An 18526-nucleotide genomic window follows, 5' to 3' on the forward strand; every position below is an offset into this window, starting at 1 on the left:
TGTTCAGGACTGCTCTGTTCAGGACTGCTGTGTCCAGGAATGGCTGGGGGTCGGGGCTTGCTGGTCGGGCTCTTCCGAGCGATCGAGGGCTTCGCGGAAACGCTGGACGACCACGTGGGCGAGCTCGTCGCACGGGCCCAGCACGTCCGCGAAGCGCACCTCGACCTCGGGGTGCCGAGCGGCCCAGTCCGCGGCGTCGCGACGCAGGAAGCCATTGACGCGCCCCTCGAAGAGCAGGTGCGGGGCGACGACGATGCGCCGCGCCCCACGGGATCGTGCCCCATCCAGCGCGGTGGCGACATCGGGTGCGGCCACCTGCACGAAGCAACCGACCACCGCAGCCCAGCCCGCCCCGGCCAGGCGCTGGGCGAGCCGCAGGTGGTCGTCATTGGCGCGGGTGACGGCCGAGCCACGCCCGGCGAGCACCACCGCCACCGTCGACGCCTCCCACGGCCGAGGCTCGGCGCAGGCCGCAGCGATACGTTGGTCCAGTGCCTGCAGCAGCAGGGAATGCGGCGACAGGTGCTCGGCCACCACTGCCCGCCCACCCAGGCGCAGACACCCCTGGCGGGTGGCGTCGGGGATGTCGCGCCGCACGTGGGCGCCGGTGCCCAGCATCAGTGGCACGACGACGACACGGTCATGGGTGGCTGACAGGCGCTCCACCACCCGGTCGATCGGCGGCTCCACCAGCTCCACGTAGCCGACTTCGACGGTGTGCTCGGGCAGTCGGCGACGGACCCGCGCCAGGAGTTCGTGACACTGCTCGACGCCGGCACCCAGCCGGGTGCCGTGCGCGGCGATCACCAGAGCGGCACTCACGGCTCGTCCGCCACGACGGCCGCAGCGCCGGGCGACTCGTCGGGGGTGCCGCCGGCTCCGGGCATCCAGCGATAGTCGCGCGGCGTGACGATGCAGGCCCCGGAGGCGGTGGGGACGAAGCGCGTGGTGGATGAGCCCACCACCACCAGGGAATTCATGTCGACCCATTCGGGCTGGAAGTCGGCCAGCGTCGAGGTGATCACCTTCTGGCGCTGCCGGGTGGCCTGCTGCACCACCGCGACGGGGGTCGTCGGGGGCCGGTGGGCGCCCAGGATCTCCAGCGCCCGGGGCAGGTGCATCCGTCGCTTCCGGGAGCGCGGGTTGTAGAGGGTCACGACGAGGTCGCCCTCGGCGACGGACTGCAGCCGCTGCTCGATCACCTGCCAGCTGGTGTGCAGGTCGGACAGCGAGATGGTGGCGTGGTCGTGGCCCAGCGGCGCGCCCAGGATGGCGGAGGCGGCCAGCTCGGCGGTGACGCCGGGGACGACCTCCACGTCGATGCCGGCGGTTCCCTGTTCCAGCACGGGCGAGGCCATGGCATAGATGGCCGGGTCGCCGCTGCAGACCAGGGCGACGCGGGCCCCGGCACGGGCCGCCTCGATGGCCAGCGCGGTGCGTTCCTCCTCGGTGCCCATCTTCGAGGCGTGGACCTTGGCGCCGGGGGCCACCAGGTCTCGCACCTGCCGCACATAGGGGCCGTAGCCGACCACCAGGTTGGCCTGCTGGACGGCCGTGCGGGCGCGCGGGGTGAGCAGGTCACGGGCGCCCGGCCCCAACCCGACGACATGCAGCAGACCCCGCACCGGCAGGCGTCCGACGGCGCAGGTGGCATCGGTGGACTTGTGCTTGGGAACGACGAGCTGCGCGCCGTGGGCCAGCACCGCGGCCTCGGCCACCGAGGGTGTCCCGACGTGCTCCTGCACGGTGCCCGACGGGTTGGGCACCTGCTGGGCGGCCAGTTCGTCGGCGGTGTGGCTGAGCAACGAAATGCCGAGCTGGTGGGTGAGTTGCAGCAACCCGATCTCGCCGGCCTTCAGCTCGTGGGTGACGATGGCGGTCACGCTGGCCGGGTGCAGACCGGCGTCGGCCAGGGTGCGTTCGAAGAGCTCACGCAGCTGATCGACGTCGGTGCCCTTGTTGCAGCCCATGCCGACCACCAACGAGTGCGGGTGCAGGGTGACGGTGGGCAGCCCGCTGGGCTCGGGGTCCGTGCGGTCAGTGACGACGACGCGGGCCACGGGCTCCGCGGCATCGTCGGTGACATTGGGCGCGATCTGCGGGACGGGCCAGCCCAGCGTGCGGTCCAGCAGCACCGGGTGACCGTCGAGGATGGCGCGGGTGACGCTGGCCACGTCACCGTCGTGGTGCCAGCCCATGGTGTCGAGGGCCTGCAGGCCCAGCGCGTCGGTGGCCGTGGTGAGCACCGGGGTACCACCCAGCGCCTCGGCGATCGCGCTGGCAAGGGCATTCGCGCCGCCGACGTGACCGCCGACCAGCGGGACGGCGAAGCGTCCGGCGGCGTCGACCACGACCACGGCCGGGTCGGTGTGCTTGCCGTCGAGCAGCGGGGCGACCAGCCGGGTGGTGGCACCGAGCGCCAGGTGCGAGACGACCATGTCGGCCTCGTCCCAGGCCCGCGGCAGGGTCTCGGTGGCGGGGCCGTCGAAGCGCAGGCTCTCGCGGCCAAGGGCCTGGTCGATGCTGTCCGCGAGCTGGCGCGAGGCGGGGCTGTTGGTCACTTGGGCGATCCGTGCGCTCTTCCAGTCCCTCATCGGTCCTCCTCGTCGATGACGGCCGCGCCGTTGAAGCGGGCCAGCGCCGCCACCTCGCGGCTCACGGCTCCCCGCGCCCGGACCACGTCGCCGCGGCCGGGCAAGGTGCGGCAGAAGATGCGGGCGGCCTCGTCGCTCACCCGCGGCGGCGGCCCGGCCGGGCGGGGCGCGCCCTGGTGCCAGCCGACGCTGCTCGTCATCGCCGGATCGATCACCAGCACGACATTCGGGTCGGCCACGTCGTCGAGTGCCATCGCCTGGGCCGCGTCGAAGCGGCGGATGCGTTCGTCGTCCTCCCCAAGGCGTTCGCAGAGCCAGAACTCGCGGTCCAGGTCGGTCAGCTCACGGGCGATCTCGACGATGCCGTGGTCGGGGCCGGTCATCACGGCCACCTTGCCCCAGGCGCGGCACACGGCCACCGCCGGTTCCAGCGGGCGGCCGTGGATGCTGACCACCTCGGCGTCGTCCCACGAGATGCCGACGCTGGCGAAGGCCAGCGAGACGCTCGTGGGGGCGGGGATCACGCGCAGGTCCAACCCTGCCTCGCGCAGTCGCCGGACGATGCCGAACCAGCCCGGATCGCCCGAGGCGACCACCATCACGTGGGCGTCGGGGCCGGCGGCGACGACCCGATCGACGGCCGTCGACAGCGCACCGAGCCGGATGCGACGCTCGGCTTCGACGCCGAGCGCGTCGAGGTGACGGTCGCCGCCCACCACGAAGTCGGCCCGGGAGGCCTCGTCGCGCAGGGCCTCGGTGAGCTCGCCGATGAAGCCGTGGACGCGGATGGGGGCACCCTCAGTCATTGACCGCTCCCTTCTGACGCAATTCCTGCTGGGCCGTGGGGTCGGCGGCGCGGTACTCGTGCCGGAAACCGGGGTGGTACAGGTGCGAGCGGTACTCGGGGGTGGCCGCGGCCAGGGCCGGCCCGACCAGCACCACCGTGTGCTTCCACAGGTGGCGTTCCTTCATCGTCGCCGAGAGGTCCTTGAGTTCGCAGCGCAGCATCACCTCGTCGGGCCAGGTGACCTGGTGGCCGATGATGCAGGGCGTCTCGGGCGAGTAGCCACCGGCCAGCAATTCCTCCTGCAGCACCCGGTTGCGGGCGGCCGAGAGGTAGAGCGCCATGGTGGTGCCGTGCTGGGCGAAGCCGCGCACCGTCTCCTTGGGCGGCATCGGGGTGCGGCCACCCTCCAGCCGGGTGAGGACCAGCGACTGGGCCACCTGCGGCAGCGTGATCTCGACGTCCATGCGGGCCGCGGCGGCGGAGAAGGCGCTGACACCGGGGATCGTCTCGTGGGCGACGCCGAGGCGCTCGCACACCGCGCGCTGCTCGGCGGTGGCGCCGTAGATCGACGGATCACCGGTGTGCACGCGGGCGACCAGCTGCCCGTCGAGGGCTCGCAGGTAGTACGGCTCCAGGTCTTCCAGCGGCAGGGAGGCGGAGTCGACCAGTTCGGCGCCGGGCTTGTGGCCGGCGACCACGTCGGGATGGACCAGCGAGGAGGCCCAGATGATGACATCGGCCTGGGCGATGACGCGCGCGCCGCGCACCGTGATGAGGTCGGCGGCGCCCGGCCCCGCGCCGACGAAGACCACCTTCCCGGTGGGATTTCCCGTGCTCACAGCGATCCTCCGATGTTGGTGCGGGCGGGGGTGCTGAGCACCGCCGAGAAGTAGCCGGTGCGGGCATCGTCGTCGAGCTCGTCGAGGCGTGCCAGGTGCTGCTCGGGCAAGCTCACCTCGCTGCCGACGATGCCCGTGCGGCCGCGGTCGGTGATCAGCTCACGCAGCGCGCCCAGCTGGCGCCCGCCCTTGTAGATGCAGACGGAGTCGGCTGCCTCGAGGACGGGGGCCAGCCCGTCGACGCCCAGCGTGGCCGGGGCCAACGCGAGCACCTCGTTGCCCTCCACCAGGGGTGTGCCCGACGCGGCGGCGAGCGCCTGCATCGCCGTGATGCCGGGGATCCAGCTGACCTCGAGCTCGGGCAGGGATTCGCGCACCGTGGCCGCCAGGTAGCTGAAGGTGGAGTAGACCGCCGGATCGCCGATGGTGGCCATGGCGACGGTGGCCGGGCCGGCGGCGAAGTGGGCCAGGGCGGCCTCGGCGGCGGCCTGCCAGGACTCCCGGCGTCGGGCGCTGCGGCCCTGCTCGCGCATCGCGAAGCCGATCCGTTCGATGCGGGCCTCGGGGGTGACGGTGGTGACGATCCGTTCGGCGCGGCCGGGTCCGTCGGCAGACTTCTCCGTGGCCGGCACCAGCACGACGTCGGCCTGCCGCAGCGCGGTGGCCGCCGCCAGGGTGACCAGCTGTGGGTCGCCGGGGCCGACTCCGACGCCGACCAGACGGGCATGGTTCATGTGGGGCTCCTCCAGGTCTCTCGCCTGTTGTCTCGTGGCCGTCGACCGGGGGCGTTCCTGACTTCACACCTGGTGGTGCTCACAGTGGCGGGACCGTGCCAGATTCACGCTGGCTTCCGCTCCACGGTCAGTCCACATGCTTCCATGCCGGTTTTCACGGGCCGAGGCGGGGTCGATGCTTGCGGCCGGCGGCCGGTTGCGGGAGTGGCGGCAGGGGTGCCCGGCGCCCGACTCCGCAAATCGACCTCGCGTGAACCAGGCGGGAACCGATCCCCGCGTGGGCGTGCCCCCGAGGCCGGACTGGAAGGTCGATTTGCGGAGTCGCGCTCGCAGCACCCCGCCCAGGGCAGGGTCGGGAAGGCGGCCTCGCGGCAGTGCCCGGCCGCGCAACTGGCGCGCGGGGCCCGGGGGCTTCGACTCAGCCGAGCCGACGCTCCGGGAGGGGCGCTTCCACGGTGCGGTCGGCCGGAAGGTGCGAACGGACGGTACGGGTCAGGCCATCGGCGGTGACCTCGTCGACCGGAACGTGCTCGGCACCCAGACGGTCGGCGAGCTGACGTGCCAGCCCCATCCGCAGCGGGCCCTGTTCCCCGTCGATGACCACCGTCGAGATGCCCAGACCGGCGACGAAGTCCGCCGCCTGGCGAGAACGTGCCACGGCATCCTGCCCGGCGGTGGCGCGGCCGTCGGTGACCAGCACCAACAGCGGGCGCAGCTGCGGGTCGCGCAGCTGCTCGCGTCGCATCACCCGGGCGGCCTCCAGCAGGCCCTCGGCCAGCGGGGTGCGGCCCCCGGCCGGCACCTCGTCGAGGCGCGCGGCGGCGATGTCGACGCTGCGGGTGGGCGGCAGCGCCAGCTCGGCGCCCTGCCCGCGGAAGGTCACCAGGCCCACCTTGTCGCGGCGACGGTAGGCGTCCAGCAGCAGGCTGAGGATGGCGGTCTTCACCTGCACCATGCGTTTGCGCGCCGCCATCGACCCCGACGCGTCGACGCAGAAGAGCACCAGGTTGGCCTCGCGTCCCTCGCGGACGGCCAGCCGGAGGTCCTCGGCGCGCAAGTCCAACCGGCCCCGAGCCTGTCGCGGGGCCGCGCGTCGCGGCTGCTCCCCCGCCGCGGCACGCAGCGTCTCCACCAGGTGCAGGGAACCTGGCCCCGACTCGGGGCGACGGGCGCCGACCCGTCGACCGGTGGAGGTGATGGCGCGGGAGCGTCGGCCCGCGGCCCCCTCCCCCAGGCCTCGGACGGTGAAGGTCCGCGGCCGGGGCGACGGGGTGCCGGCCTGCACGACGCTCTCCGGGGCCGCCCCGGTGGGCGGCAACATCGGGAGCTCCTGCTCCGACTGGTTCGCCTCAGCGCTGGGGTCCGGCCCGTCGTGGGTTTGTTCGGCGGCGGGTGGCTCCTGGTCGGGGCCACCCTCAGGCGCTTTTCCCTGACCATCCCCTTGCGGCAGGTCGCCCTGCGGGTCGTTGGCCTCGCCCTCACCGGGGTCCTCTGGGCCGGGTTCGTCAGGTTGGTGGGGTTGGTCGGGTTGGTCGGGCTCGTCGGGTGGCAGCTCGTCGTCGCCCAGGATCTGGTCGAGCAGTTCGGTGTCCATGCCGGGCGCGTCGAAGGGATTGCGACGCCGGCGGTGCGGCAGGGCCAACAGTGCGGCCTGCCGGATGTCGGCGCGGGTCACCTGGCCGCGGCCGCACCAGGCGGCGTGGGCGATGGCGGTGCGGGTGGTGACAATGTCGGCGCGCAGACCGTCCACCTCGAAGGCGGCGCAGACCTCGGCGATCTTGAGCAGTGCCGCGTCGCCCAGCTTGACCCCTGCCAGGCGCTGCTGGGCCTGTTCGATGCGCTGGCCGAGAGCTCGTTCGGCCTCGGCATGGGCGGCGATGAAGGTCTCCGGGTCAGCGTCGAAGGCCATCCGGCGGCGCACCACGGCGGCGCGGGCGGCATGGTCGGTGGGGGCGGCCACCTCGACGGTGAGGCCGAAGCGGTCGAGCAGCTGCGGGCGCAGCTCCCCCTCTTCGGGGTTCATGGTGCCGATCAGCACGAAGCGGGCCTGGTGGCTGACGGAGATCCCGTCACGTTCCACGGTGGAGCGGCCCATCGCGGCGGCGTCCAGCAGCAGGTCGACCAGGTGGTCGTGCAGCAGGTTCACCTCGTCGACGTAGAGGATGCCGCGGTGGGCCCGGGCCAGCAGCCCCGGCTCGTAGCTCACCTCACCGGCCGACAAGGCACTTTGCAGGTGCAGCGAGCCGAGCACGCGGTCTTCCGTGGCCCCGACGGGCAGCTCAACCAACCTCACGGGACGCTCGTGACGCGGGCTGTCGACGGTGAAGGGACCATCCGGCGAGGTGGCCTGGGGGTCGTCGGGATCGATGGAGAAACGGTCCTCGTCGTAGACGCTGATCCGGGGCAGCACCTGGGCCAGGGCCCGCACCGCGGTGGACTTGGCGGTGCCCTTCTGGCCGCGCACCAGCACCCCACCGATCTGGGGTGAGATGGTGCTGAGTACCAGGGACAGACCCATCGGGTCGAGGGCATTGGGTTCGCAGCCGACGATGGCCGTGAAGGGGTAGTGCTGTGGCATGAGGCTCCCGCTCAGTCCGGACAGGTCTGCGCGCGGCCAACGGCCACGCGGAGCACGGCCCCACGGGCCGGGCGTGGCACGAGGCCGGTCTTCGGACTGACGACTCTCGTCGATCACCGCAGCGGGCCTGTGCCGGATTCCCACCGGCTTCCCAGATTCTCCCCTCTCGGACTGACCGGTCGGGGCACCTCGTGCTGCGCCCACCCTAGCGTGCGAGCGGCCCCACGGGAGCATGCCAACGAACCGCCACGGGGGTGGCGGTGAAGACTGCCGGGACGGGCGCTAGCGTTCCTGCCATGACCACCCCCACCGCAGACGGGCCACGACTTCTGGTGCTGGGCATCGGCGCCGATGGTTGGGCAGGCTTGCCCGACCACCAGCGCGACCAGGTGCTGCAGGCCGAGGTGGTGCTGGGAGGCCCACGGCACCTCGCGATGCTGCCGCCCGTCGCAGGGCAACGACGCGAACCGTGGCCCTCGCCCTTGCGGGAGGCACTTCCCGCGCTGCTCGACTCCCTGCCTGCCACGGCGCAGGTGGCGGTGCTGGCCAGCGGTGACCCGCTGGTGAGCGGCATCGGCAGCACCCTGGTGGAGCTGCTGGGTGCCGAGCGGGTGGAGATCCATCCGGCCGTCTCGTCGGTGGCGCTGGCCCGGGCCCGCATGGGCTGGCCGGCCGAGGGCTGCGCGGTGGTCAGCGTCGTGGGACGGCCGGTGGAACTGGCCCTGCGCGAGCTGGCGCCCGGGCGACGCGTGTTGGTGCTGAGCTCCGACCAGACCACACCGGAACGCCTGGCGGCGCTGCTGACCGCCTGCGGCTACGGGAAGTCGACGCTGCACGTGCTGGGCAACCTGGGCAGCAGCGAGGAGTCCCACCGCAGCGGCAGCGCCGAGGACTGGGCCGGGGAATCTCCCAGGCTCAACATCGTCGCGCTGGAGTTGGCGGGGCCGGCCGTGGCCGGTTGGACACCGGGCCTGCCCGACGAGGCCTACGAACACGACGGCCAGATCACCAAGCGAGACCTGCGCGCCAGCGCCCTCTCGCGGCTGCAACCCCTGCCGGGTGAACACCTGTGGGATGTCGGCGCCGGATCCGGGTCGATCGGCATCGAGTGGATGCGAAGCCATTCCAGCTGCCGCACCACCGCCGTGGAGGCCAACCCGGAGCGCGCCGAACGGGCCCGCCGCAATGCCGTCCGACTAGGCGTTCCGGGCCTGCGTGTGGTCGACGGCCGGGCCCCCGACGCCCTGGCCGGGTGGGACGCGCCCGACGCGGTCTTCATCGGCGGCGGCGCCACCCGCCCCGGTGTGCTGGAGACCTGCCTGGCGGCCCTGCGCCCCGGGGGCCGCATCGTCGTCCACGCCGTCACGCTGGAGACGGAGATGCTCGTCGCCCGCGCCCATGCCGAGCACGGCGGGGAACTGACCCGGCTGGCCGTCGAGGGTACTGACTCCATCGGCAGCTTCACCGGCTGGAAACCCGCCCGCACCGTCACCCAGTGGCACTGGGCCAGGCCACGCTGACCCCTCGGCTGGGGCCTCGGCTCGGGCGGGAACGCCGTTCTCGCTGCGCGTCGTAGAGATAGCTCTCGCCCCCGGCGGCATCGAGCGCCCTACCGACCAGGATGACCGCGGCCTGGCGCAGGCCCGCCTGCTCGACGGCGTCGGCGATGCTGCCCACCGTGCCACGCAGCACCAGTTCCTCCGGCTGGCTGGCACGGCTGACCACGACCACCGGGCAGTCGGCGCCGTGGGTTGGCTCCAGCTGGGCCATCAACTCCCGGGTACGGGTGATGGCCAGGTGCAGCACCAGCGTCGCACCGGTGGCGGCGAAGTTGGCGAGCTCCTCACCGTCGGGCATCGGGGTGGAGCGGGCGCGGGTGCGGGTGAGCACCACCGACTGCGCCACCAGCGGCACCGTCAGCTCACACCCCACCGTGGCGGCCGCCGCGGCGTAGGCGGGAACGCCCGGTGTCACGTCCCACTCCACCCCGGCGGCGTCCAGGCGTCGGCCCTGCTCGTGGAGGGCGGAGTAGACGCTCATGTCGCCGGTGCCCAGACGGACCGCCTGACGCCCGTCGCGCTCGGCAGCCACCAGGTGCTCGGTGATCTCGTCCAGGCTCAGGTGCTGGGTGTCGACGAGCTCGGCGCCGTCGCTGACGTGTTCGAGCACCTCGGGATCCAGATAGGTGCCCGGGTAGAGCACGACGTCGGCGGCGGCCAAGAGCCGGGTGGCCCGGACGGTCAACAGGTCTGCGGCCCCGGGGCCAGCCCCCACGAAGTGGATCACAGCATCCCCTCGTGTGACGTCTCCCGCACGAAGCGGGGGCTCCAGACCTGCCCGTCGGCGGTGACACGAGTGCCCGCGCACCCGACGATGACAAGGCACTTCATGTCGATCACCGACGGATCGAGTGCTTCCAGCGTGGTGACGGTCAAGGACTCCTCGGCGCGGCCCACGTCGCGGCCGACCACGACGACGGTCTGCGGGCTGCGTTCCTCCAGCAGCACCTGGCGGAAACGGTGCACCTGCTCGGTGCGGCTGCGCGAGGCCGGGTTGTAGACCGCCAGCACCAGGTCTGCCCGGGCGATGTGGCGCAGCCGCTGCTCCACCACCGGCCACGGCTTGAGCCGGTCGCTGAGCGAGACCACGGCGAAGTCGGCGCCCACCGGGGCCCCCGCCCGCGCCGCGACGGCCTGCACCGCGCTGACGCCGGGCAGCACCCGCACCGGCACCCCACGAAAACGTGGGTGCTGGGCGGCCTCGAAGACCGCCGAGGCCATCCCGAAGATGCCGGCGTCGCCACCGGAGACCACCGCGACCGACTCGCCTGACAGGGCGAGCTCCAGTGCAAGCCGCGCCCGATCCACCTCGACGGTGTTTCCGCTGGCATGGCGCGTCAGTCCCGCCCGCTGCGGCACACGGTTCACATAGGGGCCGTAGCCGACGACGTGCTGCACCCGCGCCAGGGCCTCCGAGACCTCCGGGGTGATCCAGTGCTCGGGCCCGGGGCCGAGGCCGACGACCAGCAGCTCCGCGGGGGACCCCTCGACAGGCTCGGGGATCGTGGCGGACTCGGGGATCGTGGTCGACTCGGGGATCGTGGTCGACTCGGGGATCGTGGTGGTGGACTCGGGGCTCGTGGCCTCGCGGGAGCGCTTCCCGTTCACGGTATCCCCGGGCACCACGACCAGACTGAAATAGGGCACCTGGTCGGCCTCGACGTCGGCCACCGGCAGCCAGCGTTGCGCCGGCATCGACGCGCGCTCCACGTACAGCGCGCCCTCCACGCGGCCCGCCGCGGCGAGCGCGTCACGAACCTTGGTGAAGTTCCTGCCCAGCTTCATGATCACGGCGCCATCGGTGTCGGCCAGGCGACGGGCCAGTTCCGGCTCGTCGAGGGTGCCCGGCAGCACGGTGAGCACGTCGGTCTGGCGCACCAGCGGATTGGCGGTGGTCGCGGTCGCCGCCAGGAAGGCCGGCACGCCGGGCACCACCTCGGTCGGGAAACGCTGCGACAAGCGGTCATGCATGTACATGAAGCTGCCGTAGAGCATCGGATCGCCCTCGGACAGCAGCACCACCGTGCGTCCCGCCGAGAGGTGCGCCGCGAGCCGGGCGGCGCTGTGCTCGTAGAAGTCGGCCATCGCCCCGGCATAGCCGCCGGGATGCTCGGTGCTGCCGGTGGTCACCGGATACTCCAGCCGCTCCTCCACCACCTGCTCGGGCAACAGCCCTGCCACGATCGTGCGCGCATTCGACGGCTTGCCGGCCGCCGCGTGATAGGCCACCACGTCGGCGTCACCGATCAGTCGGGCGGCCTTCAAGGTCACCAGTTCGGGGTCACCCGGGCCCACCCCGACGCCGTAGAAGCGCCCCTGCTCGGCGCTCACTCCTGCTCCTGCGCGATCGCGTTGAGCGCCGAAGAGGTCATCGCCGAACCGCCGCGACGGCCCCGCACCGTGACGAAGGGGATGTCGATGCCGTGCACGTCGGCGAACTCGGCCAGGGCCTGCTTGGACTCGGCGGCACCGATGAAACCCACCGGGCAGCCGACGATCGCCGCGGGCCGCGGGCCGCCGTCCAGCACCATCTCGAGCAGGTGGAACAGGGCGGTGGGGGCATTGCCGATCGCCACCAGGGCCCCGTCGAGCCGCGGCTGCCACAGGCTCACCGCGGCGGCGGTGCGGGTGGTGCCGAAGTCCTTGGCCAGCTGCGGAACCCGCGGATCGTTCAGCAGGCAGACGACGTCGTTGTCCCGGGGCAGCCGGGAGCGCGTGACACCGGTGGCCACCATCGTCGCGTCGCACAGGATCGGCGCCCCGGCCTGCAGCGCGCCGCGGGCCGCGGACATGAAGCCGGGGTGCACCACCAGGTCGTCGACCAGGTCCACCTGGCCCGAACCGTGGATCATCCGCACCGCGAGCTTCTCGGCGTCGGCCGGCACGCGCGACAGGTCTGCCTCGCGGCGGATCGTCGCGAAGGAGTCGACGTAGATCTCGGCGCCGGAATCGATGTAGTCGTAGTGCCGCGACGGCCTGGCTGGCTGGTTCATGCCCGGCTCCCTTCCCACGTGACGATTCCGTACCCCACCACGAGGCCGTACCAGGGCGTCACCCGCACCCGGCTCTGTCCTGCCAGCAGGCCGAGCAGTTCCTCGCCGTCGATGCCGTCGGCACCCACCGCCAGGTGCTCCCAACCGTCACCTGCCCCGAAGGGCAGTGGCTCGGCGGGCTCTGGCAGGCGAGGGTCGGCGGGGTGGGCGTCGGCCAGCGGGCCGGCCAGCTCGTCGACATGCCAGGCGGCCTCCGGCCCGTCACCGCGCTCGGCGACGAAGCGTTCGGCCAGCACCAGCAGCTCCGGCACTGCCCGGGAGAGCCCCACCACCGGGCCCCAGTGGTCACCGACCCGCAGCTGGGCGGTGTGCTCGTCGAGTGCGACGAGCCCCAGGTCGCACCAGTGACCCAGCAGGTCCCCGCGGCCGTCGTCCAGCACGAAGAGGAACTTGCCGGGCAGACCGGCCAGCAGCTCGCTGGCGCGGATGCCCTGGTCGAGGTCGTGGGCCAGGCCCGTCAGGTCGGTGCGGCCGCCGTCGATCCCGGTCAGCGGGCTGGCCATCACATTGCGCACCAGGTCATGGGCGGGGGCGGGCAGCAAACCGGTCTCGGCGATCGCCTGCCGGACGGGCGCCGCCAGCTGGCCGGTGCCGTCGTCGGGGAGGCCCCGCAGCTGCAGGTTGGCGCGGCTGGTCAGGTGGATGCGGCCGTCGCCGAAGGTCTGGGCCACCCGCACCAGGCCACGCAGCGCATCGACGGTGATGTTGCCGGCCACCAGTCGCAGCCTCACCAGCAGGCCATCGTCGGCAGGCCAGGGGCGAAGGATGCCGGGGCAACGATCGGGACGGGTGCGGACCGCGGCGGGTCCGGCTGTGCCAGCAGGGGCGGAAGCCATGGTGTCTCCTACGAGATTGCGCGTCTCGCTCATCAAGGACAACCAGCGCATCCGAGTTCCTGACTCCCCCGGCCCCACAGGGGCATCGCCCTGCTGGGCACCGGGGTCACAGTGGCGCGACCGTGCCGGCTCATCCGGCTTCCTCGCAGTGCGCTGGTGACAAGTTGAATTGTGGATTGGGTCGAACTGTGGGTGGGGCCACACGGCCCCGGCAGCATCATGTCACACGGCGGTTGCCCCACCGGGCAGACCGCGCGCCGGGCAGGCAACCCGGTGGGGCTAGGGTTGGAGTGCTGGCCACGGCCAGCGCACGTGTGCCAGCGAAGTCGGTGGGAACCCGACGCTGTCCCGCAACGGTGATGCCCCCCAGGGGATGAGCCCGGTCGCCTGCCCTCGTGCCCCACACCTGCCCCCGGCCGAGGGGAGGACGGGCAACCGTCGCCGCTGGCCGTCACGAAAGGCCACCATGACGACAGTCCCCCGCATCGTGTTGGGCGCCGCGTCGTCAAGCGCCGGCAAGACCACCCTGGCCGTGGGCCTGATGCGGGCGCTGCGTGACCGCAGGCTGCGGGTGGCCCCCTTCAAGACGGGCCCCGACTACATCGACCCCGGCTACCACACGCTGGCGACGGGCCGCCCCGGACGCAACCTGGACGCCCACCTGTGCGGCCCCGATCTGGTGGCACCGCTGCTGCTGCACGGATCCCGCACCCCCGAGGAGGCGGACATCGCCGTCGTCGAGGGCGCGATGGGGCTCTTCGACGGCAAGCTCGGCACCCCGCCGGTGGGCCGGGCCGGCTTCGGTTCCAGCGCTCACATCGCCAAGCTCTTGCAGGCCCCGGTGCTGCTGGTGCTCGACGCCTCCCACAGCTCCCGTACCGTCGCCGCCGTCGCCCATGGGATGGTGACGCTGGATGCCGAGGTTCGGGTGGGTGGTGTGCTGCTCAACAAGGTGGGCAGCGCCCGCAACACCGCCGAGTGCACCCGCGCCATCGAGGAACTGGGGCTGCCGGTGCTGGGCGCGGTGCCCCGCTCCAAGAGCCTCACCACTCCGTCGCGGCACCTGGGCCTGGTGCCGGCCGCCGAACGCGACCAGGCCGATTCCATGGTGCAGGCCGCCGCAGACCTGGTGGCCGATCACGTCGATCTGGACGGGGTGCTCGCACTCGCCCGCACCGCCCCACCCCTGGCGGACACGCCGTGGAACCCGTCCGACGCCCTCACTCCGCAAACCGACCATCCGCTGATCGCCGTCGCCGGCGGAAGGGCGTTCACCTTCGGTTATGCCGAGACCACCGAACTGTTGGTGGCGGCGGGATGCCGGATTGCGGAGTTCGACCCGTTGACCGACCCCGCGCTCCCCGCCGGGAGCGCCGGGCTCTACCTGGGCGGCGGCTTCCCGGAGATGCACGCGCAGGGGCTGGCCGAGAACCGGGCGCTGCGCGAGGACATCCGGGCCCGCGTCGCCGCGGGGATGCCGACGGTGGCCGAGTGCGCGGGGCTGCTGTACCTGTGCCGCAGCCTCGACACCCAGCCGATGGCGGGCGCCCTGCCCCTGGAGGCGGCCATGACCCCAAGACTGACGCTGGGCTACCGCACGCCGACCGCCGCCAACGATTCGCTGCTGACCCGGCGCGGTGAACAGGTGCCCAGCCATGAGTTCCATCGCACCGACGTGCCCCTGGACGAGATCCCGCAGGGCCTGGCCGTCGCCTGGCAGCTCGACGACCGCCGCGAGGGTGTCTGCTCGCCCACCCTCCATGCCAGCTACCAGCACCTGCACTGGGCCGGTTTCCCGCAGGCGGCGCAGCGCTTCGCCGAGGCCGCGGCGGCCTTCCACCGCAGCGGCCACGAACCCACTGCCCCTTGCGCTGGCCACCAGCCGATCGAGGTGACGAGCCCCGAACCCGGCGCCACCCCGGATCACAGCGACAGCCCCCTTCCCGGTGACGCCCCCGAGCCCGACCTCACCCACCATGGCGACCAGGACCTGGCCGACGGACTGGTCGACCTGGCCGTCAACGTCCGCTCCCCGCAGCCGCCACGGTGGCTCGTCGACCACCTCACGGCCCGCGCCCACGAGTGGGCGGGCTACCCGAAACCCGGGCGGGCCCGTGCCGCGCTGGCCGCGCGCCATGGCGTCCCCGAAGACATGGTGCTTCCCACCAGCGGCGCCGCCGAGGCCTTCACGCTGCTGGCAAGGGCCTTCACCGGTTCTCATCCGCTGGTGGTGCATCCCCAGTTCACCGAACCGGAACAGGCGCTGCGGCTGGCCGGCCACCACCCCGAACGCCTGCTGCTGCGCCCCGACGACGGCTTTGCCCTGGCCCCCGAGCAGGTCGACGAAGCGGCAGACCTGGTGGTGGTCGGCAATCCCACCAATCCCACCGGCGCCCTGCACCCCGCCCGGGTCCTGCGTCGCCTGGCGCGCCCCGGCCGGGTGCTGCTGGTCGACGAGGCCTTCATGGACGCCGTGCCCGGCGAACCGGAGACCCTCATCGCGGCCGACATGCGGGGCATCCTGGTCACCCGCTCACTGACCAAGACCTGGAGCCTGGCGGGGATTCGCGCGGGCTACGTCGTCGGCGACCCCGAGCTCATCGCGCGTCTGGAGCGGCTGCAGACACCATGGTCGGTCTCGACGCCGGCGCTGGAGGCCATGGTGGCGTGCAGCAGCCCGCAGGCCCTCGAGCAGGCCCGACGGATCGCCGAGCAGGTCGTCCTGGAGCGCCGGGTCCTCACCGACCATCTTGCGCGGGCCGGGCTTCCCGCCTGCCCCAGCAGCGCTCCCTTCGTGCTGGTGGACCTCTCCCCACTGGGCCCCGACGCCCACCGCGTCGGTTGGGCGCGCGAACGGCTCGCGCAGGCGGGTTTCGCGGTGCGCCGTGGCGAGACCTTCCCCGGGCTGGGCGCGCAGTGGATCCGGCTGGCGGTGCGTGATGCCGGCACCAGCCGACGACTGGCCGAGGCCCTGACCGCCCTGACCGCCTTGACCGCCCTGACCGCCCTGACCCTCGACTCCCCCGGTGCGGACAACCCGTCCGCCCATCCCAGGAAGGAAGAACGATGAGCATCCTCCAGGACTGCCTGGCCGCCATCACCCCCGTCGACGAGCAGGCCCGCGCCGCGGCCGAGGCCCGCCAGCCGCGACTGACCAAGCCCGCCGGGGCGCTGGGTGGGCTGGAGACCCTGGGCAACCAGCTCAGCGCGATCAGCGGCCAGTGCCCGCCGCCGGTGCCCGAGCGCGCCCTGGTGTGTGTCTTCGCCGCCGACCACGGGGTGCAGGCCCAGCGGGTCTCGCCGTGGCCCCAGGAGGTGACCGTGCAGATGGCGGCCAACATCGTCGGCGGTGGCGCCGGGGTCAACGTCCTGGCACGCTCCGCGGGGGCCGACGTCGCGACGATCGACGTGGGGATGCTCGCGCCGGTGGCAGGCTGCCGCGACGAACGGGTGGCCCCCGGCACCGCCGACTTCACGGCCGGGCCCGCGATGACCGCGGAGCAGGCGGTCGCCGCCGTCGAGGTGGGCATCCGCACCGCCCGGCGGGCCGTCGCGGACGGGTACCGGGCGTTGGTGCCGGGCGAGGTGGGCATCGGCAACACCACCCCCGCCGCCGCGCTGGTGTGCGCCATGACCGGAGCCCTCCCGCAGGAGGTCGCCGGCCGAGGAGCCGGTGCCGACGACACGATGTTGGCGCACAAGATCGACGTCATCCGGATCGGGCTCGAAAGGCACGGACTCGCCACCGGACGGGGAGCGCAGGACCCGCTGCGCACCCTGGCCTGCGTGGGAGGTTTCGAGCACGCCGCCGTCGTGGGACTGCTGCTGGGCGCCGCCGAGGCGCGCGTCCCGGTGGTGCTCGACGGGGTGATCGCCTGTTCGGCCGCGCTGGTGGCCGTCGCGCTCGAACCGAAGGTGCGGGGCTATCTGGTGGCCGGCCACGACGGCGCCGAACCCGCGATCCGCTGCGCCACCGGTTCCCTGGGCTTGCGGCCGCTGCTCAGCCTGGGGCTACGGCTGGGCGAAGGCACCGGCGGTGCGCTGGCACTGCCGATCGTCGCCGCCGCGGCCAGGGTGCTGGGCGAGATGGCCACCTTCGACGACGCCGGCGTCACCGAGGAGCACGCCTGATGCGCACCCTCGTGCTGGGCGGCGCCCGGTCCGGCAAGTCGACACACGCCGAGGCGCTGGCCGCTGCCGCCACCAGCGTCACCTATGTCGCCACCGCCGAGACCCGGCCCGACGACGCCGAGTGGGTGGAGCGGGTGGCCCTGCACCGGGCCAGGCGCCCGTCGCACTGGCAGACAGTGGAGACCACCGACCTGGTGGGCGTGCTGGCCGGCCAGGGCGAGGTCACGCTGCTGGTGGACTGCCTGGGGGTCTGGCTCACCCGGATGATGGACGAGTGCGGCATCTGGGACGAGCGCCCGCAACGCCATGCGGCGGCCCGGGAGGAATTGCAGACCCGGGTGGATGCCCTGGTCAGGGCGGTGCAGGCCACGCAACGCGACGTGGTGCTGGTGAGCAATGAGGTGGGGCAGGGCGTGGTGCCGGCGCACTGGTCGGGGCGCTTCTTCCGCGACCAGCTGGGCATCCTGAACAGTCGCGTCGCCAGCGCCTGCGAGCGCGTGGTCTTCTGCATCGCGGGTATCCCGACGACGATCAAGCCGGGCGCCTGATGCGCTCCCTGCTGGCCGCGCTCGGCATGTTCACCATCCTTCCGGTGCCGCCCACCATGGAGCTGACTCCGCAATTGAACCGCCGGTTGATGCTGGCCTTCCCGTGGGCCGGGCTGGTGTGCGGTCTCATCGCGGGAGCCGCGGCTGGCCTGGTGCTGGTTTGCGGAGCCGGCAGCACGCTGGCCGCGATGGCCGGGCTGGCGGCACTGACCGGTGTCACCGGCGCGATGCACATCGACGGGGTCGCCGACACCGCCGACGGGCTGGCCAGCCGCAAGGGCCCCGACGACGCGCTGGCCCTGATGAAACAGTCCGACATCGGCCCGATGGGGGTGGCCACCGCGGTGCTGGTGCTGCTCCTGCAGGCCGCCGCGCTGGCCTCCGAACCCGTCGCCGGAACCACCCTGGTGGCGGCGCTGACCTGCCTGCCGATGGTGGGACGCATCGCCGCGGTGCTGGCCACCGTCCGGGGCATCCCCGGCGCCCGGCCGGGCGGTTTCGGGTCGCTGTTCACCGGCATCACCCGCCCCTGGGCGGCCACCCTCGACGCCTCCCTGGTGCTGCTGACCTGCCTGGCCGCGGGATGGCTGGCCACGACGAACCCCTGTGTGGCGGGGGCCTTCGTCGGCGCGGCGACCCTGTCCTGGCTGGTGGGTTGGCGCTGGCAGCAGCACCTGCTGCGTCGGCTGGGTGGCTTGACCGGCGACACCTTCGGGTCGCTGATCGAGGTCTCGCAGACCACCTTCGTGCTGGCCCTGGCGCTGGCGCTCGGGCTGGTGCCCTGAAGGGCCTGCTGCGGGCCCGTCGGCACGGACCACTAGGCTGTTTGGTGACGCCGGAACCGCCGCACCAATGACGCAGCAGGAG

The 18526-nt window shown here is 72.9% G+C and carries 15 protein-coding genes and 3 riboswitches; of the genes, 5 read left to right on the forward strand and 10 right to left on the reverse strand.

The features are described 5' to 3' along the window. Window positions 1-18: 18 nt before the first annotated feature. The 6 genes from ACOAMO_RS03430 to ACOAMO_RS03455 form a co-directional block, all read right to left on the reverse strand. Window positions 19-822 carry a sirohydrochlorin chelatase gene (locus tag ACOAMO_RS03430; protein WP_420176191.1) on the reverse strand — a complete coding sequence of 268 codons (804 nt, stop codon included), beginning with the start codon at window positions 820-822 and terminating at the stop codon, window positions 19-21. Then, a complete protein-coding gene (gene cobJ, locus ACOAMO_RS03435) occupies window positions 819-2594 on the reverse strand; it encodes a precorrin-3B C(17)-methyltransferase (protein ID WP_420176192.1) in 1776 nt (591 codons plus the stop codon). Before cobJ ends, ACOAMO_RS03430 begins: the two co-directional genes overlap by 4 nt. Beyond that, the gene (cbiE, locus tag ACOAMO_RS03440; RefSeq protein WP_420176193.1) at window positions 2591-3400 is read right to left on the reverse strand and encodes a precorrin-6y C5,15-methyltransferase (decarboxylating) subunit CbiE; all 810 of its coding nucleotides are present in this window, start codon (window positions 3398-3400) and stop codon (window positions 2591-2593) included. Before cbiE (ACOAMO_RS03440) ends, cobJ begins: the two co-directional genes overlap by 4 nt. Continuing rightward, window positions 3393-4220: a precorrin-4 C(11)-methyltransferase gene (gene cobM / locus ACOAMO_RS03445; protein ID WP_420176194.1), complete on the reverse strand. Its 828-nt coding sequence runs from the start codon at window positions 4218-4220 to the stop codon at window positions 3393-3395. Before cobM ends, cbiE (ACOAMO_RS03440) begins: the two co-directional genes overlap by 8 nt. Then, window positions 4217-4954 (reverse strand): precorrin-2 C(20)-methyltransferase, encoded by a 738-nt coding sequence (gene cobI, locus ACOAMO_RS03450; RefSeq protein ID WP_420176195.1) that lies wholly within the window; start codon window positions 4952-4954, stop codon window positions 4217-4219. The genes cobM and cobI overlap by 4 nt, the downstream gene beginning before the upstream one ends. Before the next feature lie 53 nt (window positions 4955-5007). Continuing rightward, window positions 5008-5072, reverse strand: a riboswitch (cobalamin riboswitch). A 300-nt stretch (window positions 5073-5372) separates the two neighbouring features. Then, the gene (locus ACOAMO_RS03455) at window positions 5373-7532 is read right to left on the reverse strand and encodes a VWA domain-containing protein (RefSeq protein WP_420176196.1); all 2160 of its coding nucleotides are present in this window, start codon (window positions 7530-7532) and stop codon (window positions 5373-5375) included. A gap of 64 nt (window positions 7533-7596) precedes the next feature. Then, window positions 7597-7739: riboswitch (cobalamin riboswitch) on the reverse strand. Between the two features lie 89 nt (window positions 7740-7828). On the opposite strand from ACOAMO_RS03455, the gene cbiE (ACOAMO_RS03460) reads away from it, so the two are divergent. Then, window positions 7829-9052 (forward strand): precorrin-6y C5,15-methyltransferase (decarboxylating) subunit CbiE, encoded by a 1224-nt coding sequence (cbiE, locus tag ACOAMO_RS03460; protein ID WP_420176197.1) that lies wholly within the window; start codon window positions 7829-7831, stop codon window positions 9050-9052. Here cbiE (ACOAMO_RS03460) and ACOAMO_RS03465 read toward each other — a convergent pair. From ACOAMO_RS03465 to ACOAMO_RS03480, 4 genes are read right to left on the reverse strand one after another with little or no spacing between them, the layout of a single operon-like run. Next, window positions 9021-9818: a cobalt-precorrin-4/precorrin-4 C(11)-methyltransferase gene (locus ACOAMO_RS03465; RefSeq protein ID WP_420176198.1), complete on the reverse strand. Its 798-nt coding sequence runs from the start codon at window positions 9816-9818 to the stop codon at window positions 9021-9023. The two genes, cbiE (ACOAMO_RS03460) and ACOAMO_RS03465, sit on opposite strands and share 32 nt — an antisense overlap. Beyond that, window positions 9815-11422, reverse strand: coding sequence for a precorrin-2 C(20)-methyltransferase (locus ACOAMO_RS03470; RefSeq protein WP_420176199.1), 1608 nt, complete (start codon window positions 11420-11422; stop codon window positions 9815-9817). Before ACOAMO_RS03470 ends, ACOAMO_RS03465 begins: the two co-directional genes overlap by 4 nt. Next, window positions 11419-12084: a precorrin-8X methylmutase gene (locus tag ACOAMO_RS03475; protein ID WP_420176200.1), complete on the reverse strand. Its 666-nt coding sequence runs from the start codon at window positions 12082-12084 to the stop codon at window positions 11419-11421. Before ACOAMO_RS03475 ends, ACOAMO_RS03470 begins: the two co-directional genes overlap by 4 nt. Beyond that, window positions 12081-12980: a nitrite reductase gene (locus ACOAMO_RS03480; protein WP_420176201.1), complete on the reverse strand. Its 900-nt coding sequence runs from the start codon at window positions 12978-12980 to the stop codon at window positions 12081-12083. Before ACOAMO_RS03480 ends, ACOAMO_RS03475 begins: the two co-directional genes overlap by 4 nt. Before the next feature lie 277 nt (window positions 12981-13257). Continuing rightward, window positions 13258-13390, forward strand: a riboswitch (cobalamin riboswitch). Window positions 13391-13446: 56 nt separating this feature from the next. Between ACOAMO_RS03480 and ACOAMO_RS03485 the strand changes: the two genes are divergently transcribed. From ACOAMO_RS03485 to ACOAMO_RS03500, 4 genes are read left to right on the forward strand one after another with little or no spacing between them, the layout of a single operon-like run. After that, the gene (locus tag ACOAMO_RS03485; RefSeq protein WP_420176202.1) at window positions 13447-16050 is read left to right on the forward strand and encodes a cobyrinate a,c-diamide synthase; all 2604 of its coding nucleotides are present in this window, start codon (window positions 13447-13449) and stop codon (window positions 16048-16050) included. Continuing rightward, window positions 16047-17111 carry a nicotinate-nucleotide--dimethylbenzimidazole phosphoribosyltransferase gene (cobT, locus tag ACOAMO_RS03490; protein ID WP_420176203.1) on the forward strand — a complete coding sequence of 355 codons (1065 nt, stop codon included), beginning with the start codon at window positions 16047-16049 and terminating at the stop codon, window positions 17109-17111. Before ACOAMO_RS03485 ends, cobT begins: the two co-directional genes overlap by 4 nt. After that, the gene (gene cobU / locus ACOAMO_RS03495) at window positions 17111-17659 is read left to right on the forward strand and encodes a bifunctional adenosylcobinamide kinase/adenosylcobinamide-phosphate guanylyltransferase (protein WP_420176204.1); all 549 of its coding nucleotides are present in this window, start codon (window positions 17111-17113) and stop codon (window positions 17657-17659) included. The genes cobT and cobU overlap by 1 nt, the downstream gene beginning before the upstream one ends. Further along, window positions 17659-18444, forward strand: a complete 786-nt coding sequence (locus ACOAMO_RS03500; protein ID WP_420176205.1) for an adenosylcobinamide-GDP ribazoletransferase — start codon at window positions 17659-17661, stop codon at window positions 18442-18444. The genes cobU and ACOAMO_RS03500 overlap by 1 nt, the downstream gene beginning before the upstream one ends. Window positions 18445-18526 lie beyond the last annotated feature (82 nt).

This window comes from Luteococcus struthionis, assembly GCF_048595755.1.
Lineage (GTDB): Bacteria > Actinomycetota > Actinomycetes > Propionibacteriales > Propionibacteriaceae > Luteococcus.

Coding starts and splice junctions, on each gene's coding strand:
- cobJ (WP_420176192.1), bottom strand. CDS start 2,594: ATGAGGGACTGGAAGAGCGCACGGATCGCCCAAGTGACCAACAGCCCC.
- cbiE (WP_420176193.1), bottom strand. CDS start 3,400: ATGACTGAGGGTGCCCCCATCCGCGTCCACGGCTTCATCGGCGAGCTC.
- cobI (WP_420176195.1), bottom strand. CDS start 4,954: ATGAACCATGCCCGTCTGGTCGGCGTCGGAGTCGGCCCCGGCGACCCA.
- ACOAMO_RS03455 (WP_420176196.1), bottom strand. CDS start 7,532: ATGCCACAGCACTACCCCTTCACGGCCATCGTCGGCTGCGAACCCAAT.
- cbiE (WP_420176197.1), top strand. CDS start 7,829: ATGACCACCCCCACCGCAGACGGGCCACGACTTCTGGTGCTGGGCATC.
- ACOAMO_RS03475 (WP_420176200.1), bottom strand. CDS start 12,084: ATGAACCAGCCAGCCAGGCCGTCGCGGCACTACGACTACATCGATTCC.
- ACOAMO_RS03480 (WP_420176201.1), bottom strand. CDS start 12,980: ATGGCTTCCGCCCCTGCTGGCACAGCCGGACCCGCCGCGGTCCGCACC.
- ACOAMO_RS03485 (WP_420176202.1), top strand. CDS start 13,447: ATGACGACAGTCCCCCGCATCGTGTTGGGCGCCGCGTCGTCAAGCGCC.
- cobT (WP_420176203.1), top strand. CDS start 16,047: ATGAGCATCCTCCAGGACTGCCTGGCCGCCATCACCCCCGTCGACGAG.
- cobU (WP_420176204.1), top strand. CDS start 17,111: ATGCGCACCCTCGTGCTGGGCGGCGCCCGGTCCGGCAAGTCGACACAC.
- ACOAMO_RS03500 (WP_420176205.1), top strand. CDS start 17,659: ATGCGCTCCCTGCTGGCCGCGCTCGGCATGTTCACCATCCTTCCGGTG.